General features: G+C 36.1%; 14 protein-coding genes and 1 tRNA gene. 4 read left to right on the top strand and 11 right to left on the bottom strand.

From position 1 onward, the window contains the following. Positions 1–84: 84 nt before the first annotated feature. A tRNA-Met gene (locus ACT5E3_RS21110) sits at positions 85–161 on the top strand. Positions 162–304: 143 nt separating this feature from the next. Here ACT5E3_RS21110 and ACT5E3_RS21105 read toward each other — a convergent pair. From ACT5E3_RS21105 to ACT5E3_RS21095, 3 genes are all read right to left on the bottom strand, one after another. After that, positions 305–1,084, bottom strand: coding sequence for a TSUP family transporter (locus ACT5E3_RS21105; protein ID WP_444995542.1), 780 nt, complete (start codon positions 1,082–1,084; stop codon positions 305–307). Between the two features lie 95 nt (positions 1,085–1,179). After that, a complete protein-coding gene (locus ACT5E3_RS21100) occupies positions 1,180–3,966 on the bottom strand; it encodes a PKD domain-containing protein (RefSeq protein ID WP_444995541.1) in 2,787 nt (928 codons plus the stop codon). A 333-nt stretch (positions 3,967–4,299) separates the two neighbouring features. Then, complete coding sequence (locus tag ACT5E3_RS21095; protein ID WP_444995540.1) at positions 4,300–6,285, bottom strand: methyltransferase domain-containing protein; 1,986 nt, start codon at positions 6,283–6,285, stop codon at positions 4,300–4,302. 264 nt (positions 6,286–6,549) lie between these two features. Here ACT5E3_RS21095 and ACT5E3_RS21090 point away from each other — a divergent pair, with 264 nt between their 5' ends. From ACT5E3_RS21090 to ACT5E3_RS21080, 3 genes are all read left to right on the top strand, one after another. Further along, the gene (locus tag ACT5E3_RS21090) at positions 6,550–7,116 is read left to right on the top strand and encodes a recombinase family protein (RefSeq protein WP_444995539.1); all 567 of its coding nucleotides are present in this window, start codon (positions 6,550–6,552) and stop codon (positions 7,114–7,116) included. Between the two features lie 93 nt (positions 7,117–7,209). Further along, positions 7,210–7,791 carry an AHH domain-containing protein gene (locus ACT5E3_RS21085; RefSeq protein ID WP_444995538.1) on the top strand — a complete coding sequence of 194 codons (582 nt, stop codon included), beginning with the start codon at positions 7,210–7,212 and terminating at the stop codon, positions 7,789–7,791. A gap of 4 nt (positions 7,792–7,795) precedes the next feature. Continuing rightward, positions 7,796–8,395, top strand: a complete 600-nt coding sequence (locus ACT5E3_RS21080; protein ID WP_444995537.1) for a hypothetical protein — start codon at positions 7,796–7,798, stop codon at positions 8,393–8,395. A 291-nt stretch (positions 8,396–8,686) separates the two neighbouring features. Here ACT5E3_RS21080 and ACT5E3_RS21075 read toward each other — a convergent pair whose 3' ends face one another. From ACT5E3_RS21075 to ACT5E3_RS21040, 8 genes are all read right to left on the bottom strand, one after another. Continuing rightward, positions 8,687–9,103, bottom strand: coding sequence for a S1 family peptidase (locus ACT5E3_RS21075; protein ID WP_444995536.1), 417 nt, complete (start codon positions 9,101–9,103; stop codon positions 8,687–8,689). A 70-nt stretch (positions 9,104–9,173) separates the two neighbouring features. Then, positions 9,174–10,379 carry a radical SAM family heme chaperone HemW gene (gene hemW / locus ACT5E3_RS21070; RefSeq protein WP_444995535.1) on the bottom strand — a complete coding sequence of 402 codons (1,206 nt, stop codon included), beginning with the start codon at positions 10,377–10,379 and terminating at the stop codon, positions 9,174–9,176. Continuing rightward, the gene (rdgB, locus tag ACT5E3_RS21065) at positions 10,376–10,993 is read right to left on the bottom strand and encodes an RdgB/HAM1 family non-canonical purine NTP pyrophosphatase (RefSeq protein WP_444995534.1); all 618 of its coding nucleotides are present in this window, start codon (positions 10,991–10,993) and stop codon (positions 10,376–10,378) included. The genes hemW and rdgB overlap by 4 nt, the downstream gene beginning before the upstream one ends. Positions 10,994–11,107: 114 nt before the next feature. Then, positions 11,108–11,560 carry a DUF4426 domain-containing protein gene (locus ACT5E3_RS21060; protein WP_444995533.1) on the bottom strand — a complete coding sequence of 151 codons (453 nt, stop codon included), beginning with the start codon at positions 11,558–11,560 and terminating at the stop codon, positions 11,108–11,110. Between the two features lie 279 nt (positions 11,561–11,839). Beyond that, entirely contained in the window at positions 11,840–13,804 is a 1,965-nt protein-coding gene (locus ACT5E3_RS21055; RefSeq protein WP_444995532.1) for a dynamin family protein, read from the bottom strand. A gap of 468 nt (positions 13,805–14,272) precedes the next feature. Beyond that, positions 14,273–14,827 carry a YggT family protein gene (locus ACT5E3_RS21050; protein ID WP_444995531.1) on the bottom strand — a complete coding sequence of 185 codons (555 nt, stop codon included), beginning with the start codon at positions 14,825–14,827 and terminating at the stop codon, positions 14,273–14,275. Between the two features lie 26 nt (positions 14,828–14,853). After that, positions 14,854–15,690 (bottom strand): pyrroline-5-carboxylate reductase, encoded by an 837-nt coding sequence (gene proC, locus ACT5E3_RS21045; RefSeq protein ID WP_444995530.1) that lies wholly within the window; start codon positions 15,688–15,690, stop codon positions 14,854–14,856. Beyond that, positions 15,687–16,379: a YggS family pyridoxal phosphate-dependent enzyme gene (locus ACT5E3_RS21040; protein WP_444995529.1), complete on the bottom strand. Its 693-nt coding sequence runs from the start codon at positions 16,377–16,379 to the stop codon at positions 15,687–15,689. Before ACT5E3_RS21040 ends, proC begins: the two co-directional genes overlap by 4 nt. Positions 16,380–16,433 lie beyond the last annotated feature (54 nt).

Below are 16,433 nucleotides of genomic sequence, written 5' to 3'. Positions count from 1 at the left end.
ATCAACTATAATAAATTATCTAAATGAATTGATAATATTACTTGTTATTAGTGAAAGCTTTCGATAGAATGCCGTCCACATTGATGCGGGGTGGAGCAGTCTGGTAGCTCGTCGGGCTCATAACCCGAAGGTCGTTGGTTCAAATCCGGCCCCCGCTACCAATTCTATCTACTTGATCAGATTGAGGTTTATACAAAGTCATATACTCAATCTGGTGAGCGATAGAAGGTTAAAATTTCATATCTTTTTTAATTTTTCTGTTATTCAAGTTTGTAACGCTGCCGTATTAATTATTATTTTCTGCTTATATTATTCCAATAGAAAGCGCTGAACCTATTAACATCATCATCACTGCAACAATAAGCTGAATCTTTTTCATCGTTATTTTTTTGAGTAGTTTTCTGCCTACAATTGCACCACAAAGTGCACTAAAGATTGCTAAATATATTGCACTATCGAGCTGTTTATAATCACTGAGTTGAAAAGAGTTTAACGTGAGAAAATAGATGAATGAACGGAAAATATCAACTAGACAAGAGGATATAACGCCAGTTGCAATATATGATTCTTTGTTTAAATTATATTTCAATAAGAAAGCACTTCTAAAGGCGCCTTGATTTCCTGATAAGCCGCCAAAAAAGCCGGAAATAAGTCCGCCCAAACTTAAATATTTTTTATCAAACTGGAATGACTTCATTTTATTGGTGAGTTCTAAATAAGAAAAAACAATAAACACTAAACCAATGGTGAGTTTAATCGGGGTTATATCGTATTGTTTGGTGAATAGTGTATATGATAATAGAATAGGAAGTTTACCTAGATATATAAGCAATAAGGCACCTACAATGGCGGCTAAGGCTGCAGGGATAGAAAATTTTAAAAATAACTCCCAACGTATATGCTTAAATATTAGTGTTAACTTAAAGAGGTTATTAGCCAAGTGGACTATGGCAGTACTGGCTATCGCTATTTGCACCGGAAAGAAGAGAGCAAATACAGGGCCTAACAAAGTGCCAAGCCCAAAACCTGAAAAAAAGGTCAGCAGCGATGCTGTAAAAGCAATTATGACTATCAGAATTAACATTTTAAGCAGTTAAATTATTTTGAGAGTTTAATCATTAATTTAACTTAACTTAACTAAGCTTAAAATGTAATCTAATCTTTTTGGGTAAACCTCATTTATTTTCTAGGTACTATCGCATAATTTGGATATCCTGAATAATCAGGCTTTACGCCTCTGTTCATAAACTTTTGCCAAGCTTCGCTAGAACCGTTTATTCCTGAATTTTTTGCAGCGGCTAATGCTATTTGTAAATTAGAAGGAAAGCCCGTGGGAGAAGATGAGTACCCAATCATTTCACCTAACTCCAGCCCAAGAGCATCTGCTTGGGCCTGACTGCCACACTCCAGGTTATGATCAAAAAATCCACCATCATAAGGAATCGTTTTCCCATTGGTGTTTTCATAAACTTCTGCAATGCTTTCAAACATAGGAGCATCTTTTTCTGGGGCAATTAAAATGTGATAAGCGCTGCTAAAAATCCAGCAATAACCTGATCCTCCGTCAACTCCAAATCCCATTCTTTGTACTGAAAATTTTGCTTTGTAATTGAGTAGTTCTTGAGTATTAGAAAAATCTAAGTCAACCAAGTGGCTTATGGCCCAAGTGAAAAAGTCATCCATCCAAGGCGAGTGGGTTGGGTGGCTATAGTTAGGGATCATGGAACCATAAGGGTTAGGCTCATTAACTAAATATTTTTCTCGATATTTGTCGAGGTTAGTCGCTATCTTATTGTTGTAATGAGCTTTTAAAGGGTGGGTGTCTGGGGTTATATAAGCGGCGTGTCCTAAAGTTCTCATAGACCAAGCTTGTGCTCTATCTTGCAAGTCTTTTTCAAACAAACCTTTTTCAAAACTTCGATAATGGGGGTTCATACTTAGGAAGTTATAAGTTGTCCAGAAATGAAGTTCTTCTAAAAAGTAATAATCTCCAGTGATTAAATAAGGTACATAGGCTTGTGAAGGTTGATGTGATGTGTCTGGTCGATAAGGTGAAAGACAGTCGGCCTTAATTGTTGAATCACACTGTGCAACTTGTTCATACTGGTTGGTATTTGGGTTTTTGGTTAAAGACTTATCAGGATGACTTGAAGCATAAGGAAAGTCATCGATGGATAGTGGTAAATTAGTTTGTTTATTACGGTAGTGAATAGGCCAGCTACCAGCCAGTTGTCCCATGTTGAGCATGATACTTTTAGTGAGAGCGCTTTGATCTAAAATATATAAAGCAGTCCATTGGGGCAATGGGCCAATATCTGGTCGAGCTCCTGTTGTGCCCATGGCAGGATTGGCAAAGCCTATGCCCATAGGTCCTATTTTATCGTAAGTAAACTGTGTTCCACCGCTGCCAATAGGAACATAATAACCATTATCATCTACTTCTATTGTGATTAGTTCGCTTGTCCAGTCTGTTCTGTATTGTTCAATGACAGTTGGATTAATCTGATCTATCAGTTGTGGATCATAATTGGGTATAGCGCCGGTTGATATCAAATAACTGGCATCATGAGTAATGTGCAGTTGCGGTGTTTCTTTTTGCCAAAATAATTGGCGCCAGCGAGCATTTTTTAAATGATTAATTTGATTGTTTTGATAAACAATTGAATTATTTTGTTTAATGACAACGGAGTAAGTAATATTTTGGGGTGAGGGAGTATAGGCTGAACTATTTTCTATTGTGACACTTGTTCTTATATTATCAAAATCGCCATATACTCTAATGGCTAATTGAGCTGAAAGTTGTTGGTGCGGCTCATTTGAACTATTTAATAGAGCGCCTGAGACTATCCATTCGTTGGCTAATTTTCCTTTTAACCATTGAGTTGGCGTTTGTTTCGAAAGCAATGAGTTAGCCGACAAAGTGTATAACTTATTGTCAATGCTTACTTCTATTGTCATATCCCAATTATGATTGATTAAATCTGTTAGTGATATTCCTGTATCTGCTAACGGTTGAGTTGACTCAACGAGTTCGCCGTTCATTGCTGAGTTTGCTGCAATTGAAGGAATCAAACCAGAAAAAATAGCATGTCGTATTGTTGTATTATCATTGTGTTGAGCTTTTAAATCTTTTTGTAGGGGGATTGAATCTCCATTTTCTAATTGTAAACGAAAGTTTTTATCTAGTAGGTACTCACCTTTTTTAAAGACTGTGGCAAAAGTAAAAGGAACTACACTCTGGGAGGTGGCTGCTTGACTTTGTAGTGATATTTTCTGACCTGCGGGAGCTTCTTTTATAATAATAGTTTTTGAAACTTCATCACTATTAAGCGAGCCATCATTAACGATTAAACTGATCTGATAGTTTCCAGAAACGTCAGGTGTAAAATTAGTTTTTTCATCGCTACTATTTTCTAAATTTGCAGCGCTGGTTGGTGGTACTGTTAATGCCCATTGATACTTTAATGAGTCACCATCAGTATCAGTACTATTGCTGGCATCTAATAATAAGTTTTCTCCCACTAGTGCTTCATCAGGTGAAATAATCATTGCTACAGGAGCTGTATTTTCTTGAGGTGCAGATGAAATCATAATTGTTTTTGTCGCTGCACTACTATCAATAGTACCGTCGTTAACAATCAAGTTCACTTGATAGCTTCCAGCTACATCCGGTGTGAAATAAGTATTTTGACTCGTTGTGTTTTCTAAAGTAGCAGTACTCTCTTGAGGTACTGTTAATGTCCAGTTATAAGTTAACTGATCATTGTCTGCATCTTGGCTGTTAGAACCATCGAGTTGAATTTTTTCTTCAACTGTTGCTTGGTTTGTTGACATAATTTGAGCAATAGGTGCGCTGTTTTGGGGTGTTTCTTGCGGTAGTTCAGTATCACTACCACTACCTCCGCATCCAAGTAAGGTGACTATTGCGGTAGCGCATAATAATACTAAAGAACGTTCAAACAGCATTGTAATCTCCTAGGTAATAAAGCATTATATTAATGTGTTTATTTAATAAAGATAATTGTAAATTGATAAATGGTTATGTTAGTTGATTAGTGGTAAATACCAGCTTAAAAGACTCTAACGATAAACGGTAAAGTCATGCTGATGCTTTACATGTCGTCTTTTAATTATTGTATGTGCTTTTTTTCTTATCATAACAATGAAAAAACAACGGCTTGACTGTAGCATTCGTTGTTAATTGAAGGGATAATTTGTTGTTAAATTTTACGACATTATTGTTGATTAATACGTCATACTATTTGAGTCGTTGTTTGCTATTAACTAATGATATTGAGGCTACACATCTGTTTTTAATTGGCACCAAAAGTGGTACATTCTTGAAAAAGCTTTAGGATTTTCTTTTTCAGCCTCAGCCCAAACCGATAAGTCTCTCTTGTTCGTATGATCAGGTGTTTTTGATAGATAACTGGTCACAATTTCAGGGGGTAACATGGCAAAGCCGAGAAATTCCAGATTTAACTCCGCTAAGGATTGTGCAATTTTATTGCAGGTAAAATGATGCTCTTGAGTATGAAAAAATAGATCACGACAGCCACTCACACTATAAAAATCAAGTGAGTGGCAAGCTAATGATTTAATATTTTCGCCGTACTCTCCCAACATAGCGTGTTTTCTAAAAAGCTTAATATTTTTAGTGGTTGTTTCTAAGTTTTTTATTTGAATGATTTTTTTAGCTTCAATAATTGGTTGACGAGCTAATTTACTATAAAGGCCTATTTTCATTACCCCGTGAGGTAGCAGCAAATCTTTTAATATTTGCCAGCCATCTAAAGGAGATGCCATATGATGAAGTACGCCGATACACTCAATAACATCAAACTGGCGCTTGATTTGCGGCAAATCAAGTATATCTGCATTTAAAAACTCCACGTTGCTAATTTGGTATTCTTCAGCTTTTCTTTTAGCATAAGCTAAACTTTTAATACTTAAGTCAACTGCCAGTATTTTACTTTTAGGATAGGTTTTTGCCAGCTCTATGACTTGTTTGCCTGTACCACAACCGGCAACAAGTATATTAATATTGTTTTTATCGAGTTGTTTTGGTGGAGTATATTGAGATAATACATATTGCATATCTCTAATATATGTATTTGATTTTACATAACTTGCTGTTTGCCATTTAGGGTAAGGGTTATCTTCATATTGCTGCTTTACTTCAATGGAAATATTATTTTGAATTGAAGCTAAATGTGCGATTGACTGGCCAAGCATATCCTCCTTGTGTGGCTCAATAATATTTTGCCTAATTAAAGGTCTTACTATTTCTGGCCAAGTTTCAATTGAGATTTGAGATATTTTTTTTGCTGCTTCAAGTGAATAAAGTGGGCGATACATAGCAATTAATATAACCGGAGCTAGCAAAGAGTCTATATGACATTCATTATTTTCAAGTAATGTATTTAAAAATATAATGAGTTGATAAATTGAGGCTTCTTCTTCTTGATCTTCAATATAGGTATATTCGTTAATAAATTGTTGAGCAGCAATACTAATAACGAGATCAATATATTCTATCTTAATATTAGAGCTATTCATCATTTCATTGAGTAATGCTCGTCTTATTCCAGTTAAAAACATTTCTAAGTATTCATCAGATAACGTGATTTTATGTAGTGCTGTTTTAAGCAGTTGATCTTGAGCTATTTGATCGAATTCAATTTCTTTTTTTCCTTCAACTAGATCATATTTTTGTTTTAAAAGTGTTGAAACATAGCTAGATAAATCATTATGATTGACTTCATTAAAAGATAAGTAACAGAGCATGTCATTTTCTTGATTGGTGGTGTATCTTTTCGGTAATGTTGATCTGAGGCAGTCAAATAAATTAATTTTAATATTCCCCTTATACTGAGCGTTAATTAAAACATTGTACAGAGGAATGGCTTTTTGGTAATGTCCAGTTTGACGATAACTATTAGCTAGCTGAGCTATAGCTTCTATATTAGCTGAATCTTGAGAGATAACATTTTCTAATAAAGGTATGGCAAAGGCATGCTGATTTTTCTTTAAGTAAAGAAGTGCTTGAGTGTAGTTTATTTCTGCTGAGCTTGGATGTTTTTCGAGTAAAATAGAGAGTAGCGTTTCAGCCTTATCCAGTTGGTTATTAGATAGATATATTCTACTTAATATATTTTGGGCATGAATATTATCTGGCTCTTTCTTTAATATTTTATTCGCTAATTTTTTAGCTTCATTAAAGTTGCCCGTATTGTATTTAGTGTGCATGTTTTTGATTTTTTGTAATACACTTGAGTTCGTCATAATTATCAGTTAACTATCAATTGGTTATTATAAAGAGTAGACTCAAAGTTATTGATTTACAATAAGTGATTAGAACTTCTATACGTGTAGCCAACTATATGAGTTGTTAGCTATTTTTGCCGTCATCGAGTTATTCTTGTATGTGATAACTCGATGAAGTGAGAGATAATAAGAAGTTAGCCTCAATGGGGAGACGCTTTATTGTATTAACTCATTTTTCCAGCCGTTTCTATCCCAGAAAACTCGCTGAGTAGGCCAATATTGATGTGGTATGAAAAATTAGGCTATATTCGCACATCAACTGATAAGCAACTCGCGGCTCGGCAAGTCAATCAATTGCAAGAATTTTGCGATGAGGTTTTTATTGAGGATGGTGTATCTTCCGTTAAGAAAAAATATCCTGTTTATGATGCTGTAATTGGGCAGCTTCAACCCAATGATACTTTTGTAGTCTCTTCGCTTGATCGAGCGTTTCGGCCAACCATTGATGCACTGACTGAGCTTGAAAAACTCAATCAAAATAATATCCGTTTTGTTTCGCTATCGCAGAATTTTGATATTACGACCCCGGATGGAAAATTTCTTTATACACTAGCGGCGGCTTTGGCGACTTGGGAGAGAGAAATTTTAAGTCGTCGTACCAAAGAAGGATTAGAAGCCGCCAAACGCAGAGGCAAAACACTGGGCCGCCCGAAAAAGTTTAGTAAAGCCGATATTGAAGAAGCCAGACGGATTTTAGAATCTGATTTTTATTCTTCTATCGTGAGAGTGGCTGAATCTTTCAGTGTTCATGAAAAGACACTGGAAAGGGTTTTGGATGACATGGAATAAAGTTAATGATTTATTCATTTCACAGCCTTGATTTTCATATTTCTGTTAAGGGATAATGCAGCTTCTCACTCACATTGTTAAGGACAGTAGGACGTGTACCCACATATCAGAGAAGAACATACTCATGTCGCAAGATTACTTGCTGATTTTGCAAAAATAGATAAACCAACAATTGCAGATTTCGCTGCTGTTGGTGTTCGAGGCGAAATGTACGACAGGCTTGATAAGTATCGAATGCAAGCCATGAAAATGTCAGAAGAACAGATTAAATCAGAAAAACACCGTTCAGCACGCTTGGCTCGTCATATGGTTCGTGCAGGAGATCCGCGCCCGTCTTCACATTGTGACTGTCACGCAATCGTATCAGGCGGACATCAAAGAACATTCCAAATACGCGCTCTAATGGCGTGGCTAAAAGTTCGCATTGATGACCCCCATAACGGGTGCTGGCTACCAAAAGATTGGGATGATAGAAAATATATGCCGAATTATCTTCGTAATGGTGTACCACATAGAAGAATACATCATGGAGGTTATTATCGATGGCTTTCAAACCATATTAGACCTAATATGATAAAAACTACTGAGCAGCTATTATTGAAACTTAGAATGCTAAGATCTCAATTACAAAGCGGCTCTGTTCCTCCAGATGTAATGCCTAAAACCGGAAGGTGATATAGTGATTTACAATTTAATCAGTGCCTATAATTACCGAGAGTTCACTTACAATGAGGCTCAGATAAATAATATTTTTGGTGCGCTTAGTGAAGGCAATATTGACAAGCGCATTGATATGTCAAGTATACCTCAGTCATATAAAGGCATTATCAATGAACCACTCATTTTTGATTTTTCGCCTACAGAAAAATCTCAGGAAAAATTATCTATACCAGACCTGTCTGTCCGAGAAGGACGTTTATTTTTAACTGACAAGGCGTATGATGTTTTAGAGCCTTTGATTAAAAATGATGGAGAATTTTTGTCTGTCACTTATGAAAATAAAATAGGCTACTTTTTTATTCCATTACGCGTAGTTGATGTTGATCTGAAAATTACAATGAAAAATGAATGGGATGAAATTACAAACCTTGGTTTTATTGAAGAAGATACAAAGGAATACAATATTTTTCGTACTGAGTATGATGTTTACTATCGCCTCTATTGTCAAGAAGCGGTCAAAGAAGTAATTGAGAATGCTGGCTTGACTGGTCTTTACATAACGACTGATCTTGCTACTATTTATCCTCATGATCGTAGTGAAGTTGATAAACTAAATTAATTTTTTTATGTCGCTCTCGCCAAAGCACGAGCGCGATTTTTTTATTTAAAGCAATCGAGTTGATTAACAAAACTTGCCAGTCTGACCGTATCATCTAGTGATAAATCGAGTGTCACAGTACCGCGATTCATTTTATAGGTGCTGGAACTGATCTTAATGCGGTCATAGCTGTATTTTTCCTCTGCTTCCGTTTTTGTGACTAGATGTAATTCCCTGTGGTTTGACGCCTCGTTTATATCTCTTGAGCCGGGAACAAGCTCTAAGAGCATATTTTTGATATTGGTAAAGTCTTCAAGCTTGGCTCGGCTTTTTGCTTCTCATTGTTGTCGTTAGCTTTAGAGACTTTGGCTGAATAAATTTTAAGTCTTTGGGATTATATTGAAAAAATCCAAAGTCATGGACTGGATCTCGATAGATTGGGCGTAACTCAATTTCTTCATTATTAGAAAAAATTGCCTCTGCGGTAATTGGACCTGGGTTGACAACATGTCGGTTAGTTAAAATAATACCTCGCTTAGCATCTACAACAAAACCGGTTGCTTGTGTTGAGTAACTGTTTTCAGTATCAAAAGTTCTCACTACATTAACTTGAATACTAACGACTGAGTCTGTCACTCTCTTTATTGTCTCATTCCATTTTTTCGACTCAGCTGAAAACGATGAGAATGACATGAGCAATAGTAATGTAAAAATTAAAAGTTTATTCATAAATTTTGCCCTTGGTACTACTTTTATTTAGCTTTATTGTTCTATTACTGAATAAGATTAAAACTTGAAATTAGTCTAGTCGTTTTATTTTTATTGTATCTTGATTAGAGTTGATAAAAATATTTTCCGGCATAAAAAAAGTTAAGAGTTCATTTAAAAAGCGGTAACCTTGTTCTGTTGGGCGAATATAATCATGATCTTTAGTTAATAAGCCTTGTTTTTCTGCTTCGGTTAACGCGTTTTCTATTTGTGATATTAGTAGGCCTGTGGTCTGAAAAAATAAAGCGGTTGGCACACCATCTTTTAAACGCATGGCGTTCATCATAAATTCTAAAGGAAGTTCTTCTTTTAATATTTGTTGCTGCTTATCAATAACTGCTTTGTTAGTATCTAAATAGTCTTTAGGGTTACGTTTTTTACTTTTCCGTGTAATTGTTTGTGTGTCTGCGCGAGTGATTTTTCCATGTGCACCTGCGCCTATACCAAGGTAGTCACCAAACTGCCAATAATTGAGATTATGTGTTGATGGATAGTGACCAGCAGAGCTGTAAGCTGAAACTTCGTACTGTTGGTATTCATGCTTTGTTAAGAGTTCGATGCCTTGTTCAGCCATGTCACAAGTTAATTCATCATCAGGTAAAGGCGGAGGTTGATGATAAAATAGTGTGTTGGGTTCTAGGGTAAGCTGATACCATGATAGGTGTTCTGGAGCAAGCTCAATAGCCATTTTTAAATCATTGAGTGCTTGCTGTACTGTTTGTTGGGGTAAAGCATACATTAAATCTAAATTAATATTTTTAAAGCCCGCCTCTCTCGCTATTTGATAAGCGCGACTCGCTTCGCTGCCGTCATGAATACGCCCTAAAACTTTTAGGAATTGATTATTAAAACTTTGTACGCCAATTGAGATCCGATTAATGCCTGCTTGATAAAACTCATTAAATTTATCTGCTTCAACTGTTCCCGGATTTGCTTCCATTGTTATTTCCATATCAGCATGAAAAGGGAGCAAAGCTCTAATCCCACTGAGTAACCGCTCATAGCTTTTTCCACTGAACAAACTTGGTGTTCCACCTCCAATGAATATACTGTTAAGGCTTCGTCCCCAAATCTCGGGTAGTTCTTGTTCGAGATCAAATAGTAATCTATCAATATATTCTTGTTCTGGGATTGTTGTCTTTAACTGGTGTGAATTAAAGTCACAATAGGGACATTTTTGTACACACCAAGGGGTATGAATATAAAGTGAAAGAGGTGGAAGAGAAGTAATAGTCATATTGAATTATTGATATAACGCTGTTGAAATGCTTGCTGGAAAAGAGCAAGCGCTTTTCCTCGGTGGCTTAGTTGAGCTTTTTCTTCCATTGTCATTTGGGCTGCTGTTTTTTGCGCTGATGGGCAGTAAAATATTGGGTCGTAACCAAAACCCCCGTTTCCTAACGGCTGCTCTAACAATACCCCTTCCCAGCTTGCTTGAGTAATTAATGGGGTTGGATCTTTGGCATGACGCATATAAACGATAACACATTGATAGCGAGCATTGGGCTTTATTTCATTGGTTGCCTTTATATTAGTGATTAATTTATTTAAGTTCTCGCTATCTGTTGCATGCTCTCCGGCAAAGCGAGCAGAATAAATACCAGGAGAGCCACCTAAACAATCTACTTCTATTCCTGAGTCGTCAGCAATGGCTGGTTTACCGATTATCTCACATGCGTGTCGCGCTTTTTTGATGGCATTTTCAACAAATGTTAAGCCATCTTCAACGGCTTCTGTGATTACAAAATTAGATTGAGGTACAAGCTCTATAGTGAACTGCTTTAAAATTTCACTTAGTTCTTTTAGTTTTTTTTGGTTACCACTAGCAAGAATAATTTGGTTTGGTTGCATTATTGGTTGAATTAGTTGTATTGAATATATGTACTTATATTATAGCAAGAGTACCACATAGGTGGTATGGCACTCTTGTTATTTAGCGGTTGCAATAACCTGCCGTTTATTCGGTTAGTTAGAGAAAAGTTGTTGTTTAAATTGAAGTGGGAGTAATAGCCCTTTTTTTTCTGCTTGGATTTGCAAATCGAAAGTTAATTTTTCAGAATTTCTGAAGGTGAAAGTGGCTATGTAGTATATTGCTTTATCTTCTTTAATTTCTTTAAAAGCAAGCTCTTTTAACTGGCCAGCTAAATTCTTTCCGTGACCAAAAATATTGGCAATTATTGGGGTATCCTTTTTCATTACACTAATATTGATTAATCCGGTGCGTTCACTACGGGTAATTCCGTATTGTGCAGCAACTTCAGCGGGGATATTGGAGGTACTTAGTGCATTGTAGTGAATTGTAATATCACCAACTGAATGTTGATTGGCCAAAGAGGGCTTTGCAAACCAGAGAAAAATGGCACTAATAATTAATAGGCTGCCTCTTTTAAAGTGTTTCAAGTCACTAATAGCTGACATAATTGATTCCTGATGATTCCTGAAGTTTAACCTAAATTATGAAGTTGATGTATGGTTAATAGAAGCTGCTTATAACGACTTTATTAGACAAAAATATTCTACCACCAATCAGAAGGGAGTCAATTTTTTGCTATATTAATCACATGGTATTCTGATAAATTTATGTTAATTAGAAGAAATAACCTGAATGATTACAAAAGAGGGGGAATAAGAGAGACATTAATTCTTATTTTGATAACCCGTTAATGACGAGTTATCAAATATAATAATTTTATTCGTTTAACGGTTTGCGCTCGAAATTCTAACTATATTAGTATCTTGCTTTGCGGGTTTCTTGGACTCTAATGTTCTTAAAATTTCCATCGCATTTTGATTTTCTAAATCAATTTCGTTAATTAATTGATTGAGTGCTTTGATTTTTCCATCTAATGTTGCACGTGATTTATGCAGTTCAGCTAGTTCTTTCTGGTGATCGGTAATTAATTTTTGCTGAAGTTTTAACTGTTGGGTTAACGGGTAAATAACATTTTGTGTCCAGTTAATCATTTCTTGGCGAGTCGATTTAAAAAACTCTAATACTTCGGTTACAGTACTTGAAAAGAAGCGTTTCACTGCCAAGCTATGTTCTGTGAAAGTAGTAAATAAGTTATTATTAAGGCGTTTAGACTGGTTGATAATTTGCTCTAGCTCTCGTCCTAAGCGCTTCGCTGGAAATAGTTTTGGTTCCAGTAAGTTCATGCCAAAATCTGTTGAAAATTTATTATAAAGTGAAATGGCCATTTTATTCGTCAGTTCAGCTTCTCTGGTTAATTCTCGCATAATTGTATTAACCGCAGTAAAAAATTGCTTCATATGACGGAAAAGCCCAACAGTTGTTTTACTATTGACTAATTCGTTGAGCGTAATTTCCACTTCTTTAGATAGTACTTTACTTCCAATTGTAGAAAGTAGTATTTGCGTTTGCCTTTCTAAAAGTCTTTGGCTTGGTTTGATTGCTAACAAGCGATGTTCGAATTCTTGTAAGTCTTTTTTATTGGTATCGATTAACTGAATAATGCGGTGTTTATTATCGCCTGTTAGTGAGGTGAGTTCACTATGTTGTTGATAGATTTTTTCACTTTTATTTTTTAATAGTTGTTGTGCTTCTTCAATTAAGCTTTTAGCCTCAGTAACTACTGATTCCCAAATAATACTTTCTTTATTTTCTAATAAACTAGAAGATAGTAGGTGTTCTAGTTCTGTAATTTGGCTGCGAATTAACAGTGATTTATCATTGCGTACTTTAGCGACAAGTGCTTTTTGTGCCGAAACCGGTATAACTTTAGAGGCATCTATCTCAAGTTGTCTAGCTGTTGTATTAATCATACGCTTAACGGCTTTATCAACTTTTTTGCGGCTAGATAGCTCATCCCAAAGTGTGTCGACTTTATTGAGTACTGCAAATATGCCTAATTGATTATCACGATCAAGCGTTTGAATATAATTTTCCCAAATAGCCATGTCTGATGCTGTAACGCCTGTATCTGCGCCTAATAAAAATACAATCGCTTGAACTTGAGGGAGTAGCTTTAAAGTGAGCTCTGGTTCGCTACCCAGAGCATTGAGCCCTGGTGTGTCCAAAATACATAGGCCCCGTTTTAATAAAGAGTGGGGAAAACTGACTAGCGCGTGACGCCAAGCTGGTATTTCGACTTTTGTTTCATCAACTTCACTCTGTTCAAGCATTTCTTGTTTAAAGCCCAGTGTAATGGCTTCTTCAATAGTGACTATCTTTGTTTGGGTAATCGTGTGGAGTGCATGTGTCATTTCCTGTGCCGAGGCTGTCATTAAAGGGACTTCTGTCCATTGGCTCGGTAATTGACGAAATTCTGTTAGTGTGGTTGCTTCTAATCGAGTTTCTATGGGAAGCAAGCGTAGATAAGGCCTTGCTTCTTTACGATCGTAGAATAATTCGGTCGGACACATGGTTGTACGCCCTGCATCTGACGGGAGGATCCTTTGTCCATATTCTGAGAAAAATAAAGAGTTGATCAGCTCCGTTTTACCTCTGGAAAACTCTCCTACAAAAGCGAGTGTGAGATATTCACTTTTCAGTGATTCTTGAAGTTTATAGAGGCGTCTATCCAAGTCTTCATTAAATAGTTCATTTCTTCTTAACCAAAGACGGAAGCGACTGAGTGACTTACCGATCTCTGATTTCCATTGATCAAATGAGTCTATATTTTCGGAAAATTCATGTGACATAAGAAGCAATTCTTTCGTTTAATGTTCCATTTTTACTTTGGCTAAGCCAACCATAGAAGTTATCCTGCCAGTTTATGCCTGATAGTAACAACACGATTCAGTTTGAATAATGTACCAAGCATATCGATTAACTACAAGTCATGATAAAAGTCCGCAGTTAGCTACGATTCTAGCAGAAAATCGTTAAAAATCCGCTATATAGATCATATTATTTGTGTAATTTCTAGATTAAAGGGGGATTTCGACTAACCAATGGTTTCATTTCATAGAAGAATATGTGAATTTATCACAAATATAAATTTAAGTATGTTGGTGCTTACTATCTTTTTGGGCTTTATTATAGAGTATTTACTTTAAATACCTTTATATATAAATTATATATCTCGCAGTGAGTTTTGGTTGTATCTTTATATTCAATTAGCATCTATATTTTATGCTTTTTAGTTTAATAGTGAATTAAAACCATTTTTACAGAAGTAAAGGGTGGAGGTAGTAGCTGATGGAGCTATTGATAAAAAAGAGTAAGATCAAGAGCAGCATTGGTGAAAAGTCGAAGCCGCTCATTGGTGGTAATAGTCGTCTAATTTTGGCTAGTGGTGGTTCTGTTAACTGAGTAATGACTAAAAATACGGGGTTGTAATTACCTGTAGCAATCCAACTGATAATAATACGGATTATTATGAGAAAAATATAAAGCCCAATGGTTGCACTCAATACTTCAACTAGCGTTAACAAAATAAAACCAACAGGATTACTCAAAGCACCGCCGCCGCTGAGCAAAAAAATTAGAAGAAACTTAGCGACTGTGACTAACCAGGCAAGTAATAAAGTTGACAAATCAATACCGCCAAGGCCTGGTATTATACGCCTTAAGGGTTTAACCAAAGGATCGGTTATTTTAATAATAAATTGCGATAGAGGGTTATAATAGTCCGCACGGAAGTATTGGAGAAAAAAGCGCATTAATATCACACTGACATAAATGTCAAAGAGCATTGATACAAGTTGTGCGAATGGATTCATGTTTATACCCTTATATATTTTATGAGTTATTGATTACCTAACTCTTTAGCTCGCTGAATGGATGATTTAACTGCTTTTTTAAGAATATCGATAAAGTCATCATTAATTAAGCTAGTAATAGCCGCCGCAGTTGTTCCACCTGGAGAGGTTACTTCTTTTCTTAAGGTTGTTAAAGTTTTATCCGGCGAAGCTTGGGCTAATTGAGCTGAGCCAGAAACGGCTTGTGTAATTAATTGAAATGCGTTGTCTTCTGACATTCCTTGATCAACAGCTTCTTCAATCATTGATTGCATCATCAAGAAAATATAAGCCGGGGAACTGCCTGCAATCGCTGTAACGATATCTATTTCTGATTCTTTACTGACCCATATTGTCTGGCCAACCGCCTGGAAAATAGACTCAGCAATTGCTTTTTGTTCTGTTGATACTGTCTTTGTGGCAAAAAGCCCTGTTGCGCCGCATTGAATTAACGCAGGTGTATTGGGCATCGCTCTAATAACAGGAGTATTTTGTTGTAAATGATTCAACATTTTATCGGCTTTGTAACCTGCTGCTACAGAAATAATTAATCGATCATTAAGTGCAACTTTAGCTAATTGTTGGCAAACTTGTGATAATTTTTGAGGTTTTACTGCCAGTACGACAATATCACCGAAATCGGCTGCTTCAGAGTTATTATTAGTTGTCTGTATGTTAAATTGTGAGGAGAGCTTATCTAGTTTGGGGTTGCTTGGATTACTCGCCATAATTTGCTTAGATGGCCAACCAGAAGCTATTAAACCTGAGATGATTGCATTGGCCATATTTCCACAACCAATAAACGCAATTTTTTGTCCATTGGAAATATTGTTTGTTTCACTCATTTGTTTGGGGTTCCTCGTGCGCCAAAAATACCAGTACCGACACGTACCATGCTTGAATTATTTTCAATGGCGGCTTGCATATCATTACTCATTCCCATCGATAAAGTATCAATCTGGGGAAAACGTTGTTGGAGCTGAGCATACAATTTTGCAACTTGTTTAAATTGTGACATTTGCTCAGCGTAAGATTCTCGTCTTGGAGGGATCACCATGATACCTCTGAGCGTTATATGGGGCATCTTATTAGCAATATCAAGCAATTCGGTTAATTGTTCTTTAGTGACTCCACGTTTTTGAGGTTCTGCAAATAAATTGACCTGAATACATATTTGCAAAGGTTTTAAATTACCAGGTCTTTGATCGTTGAGACGTTTTAATAATTTGATACTATCAACACTTTGAACCCAATCGAAATGTTCAGCAACTAAGCGAGATTTATTACTTTGCAATGGACCTATAAAATGCCAGGTAATATTTAATTTTTGGCAAGCTTCTATCTTGTTAATTGCTTCTTGCAAGTAGCTTTCACCAAATTCTGTGATACCGCTCTCATAAGCGTCTTGAATTGCTGTGGCTGGATGTGTTTTACTGACCGCTAATAGCCTTACTTGCTCTGGTGTTCGGCCAGAATTAGCACAATATTGCTCGATATTTAGCCTAACTTGTCGGATTTGATCTGCTATAGTCATAGGTATACTTTGAGTGCTTATGTTGTCTCAGAGGACTTAATAAAAACTAAATGA

The sequence above is a fragment of the Aliikangiella litoralis genome (assembly GCF_052495765.1).
This window is presented reverse-complemented; position numbering and strand designations above follow the sequence as displayed.

What these genes read in the sequence shown, in the direction of transcription:
- hemW (WP_444995535.1), bottom strand. Translation starts at nt 10,379, where the DNA reads ATGACTATTACTTCTCTTCCACCTCTTTCACTTTATATTCATACCCCT.
- proC (WP_444995530.1), bottom strand. Translation starts at nt 15,690, where the DNA reads ATGAGTGAAACAAACAATATTTCCAATGGACAAAAAATTGCGTTTATT.
- rdgB (WP_444995534.1), bottom strand. Translation starts at nt 10,993, where the DNA reads ATGCAACCAAACCAAATTATTCTTGCTAGTGGTAACCAAAAAAAACTA.
- ACT5E3_RS21055 (WP_444995532.1), bottom strand. Translation starts at nt 13,804, where the DNA reads ATGTCACATGAATTTTCCGAAAATATAGACTCATTTGATCAATGGAAA.
- ACT5E3_RS21100 (WP_444995541.1), bottom strand. Translation starts at nt 3,966, where the DNA reads ATGCTGTTTGAACGTTCTTTAGTATTATTATGCGCTACCGCAATAGTC.
- ACT5E3_RS21075 (WP_444995536.1), bottom strand. Translation starts at nt 9,103, where the DNA reads ATGAATAAACTTTTAATTTTTACATTACTATTGCTCATGTCATTCTCA.
- ACT5E3_RS21105 (WP_444995542.1), bottom strand. Translation starts at nt 1,084, where the DNA reads ATGTTAATTCTGATAGTCATAATTGCTTTTACAGCATCGCTGCTGACC.
- ACT5E3_RS21060 (WP_444995533.1), bottom strand. Translation starts at nt 11,560, where the DNA reads ATGTCAGCTATTAGTGACTTGAAACACTTTAAAAGAGGCAGCCTATTA.
- ACT5E3_RS21040 (WP_444995529.1), bottom strand. Translation starts at nt 16,379, where the DNA reads ATGACTATAGCAGATCAAATCCGACAAGTTAGGCTAAATATCGAGCAA.
- ACT5E3_RS21095 (WP_444995540.1), bottom strand. Translation starts at nt 6,285, where the DNA reads ATGACGAACTCAAGTGTATTACAAAAAATCAAAAACATGCACACTAAA.
- ACT5E3_RS21050 (WP_444995531.1), bottom strand. Translation starts at nt 14,827, where the DNA reads ATGAATCCATTCGCACAACTTGTATCAATGCTCTTTGACATTTATGTC.
- ACT5E3_RS21090 (WP_444995539.1), top strand. Translation starts at nt 6,550, where the DNA reads ATGTGGTATGAAAAATTAGGCTATATTCGCACATCAACTGATAAGCAA.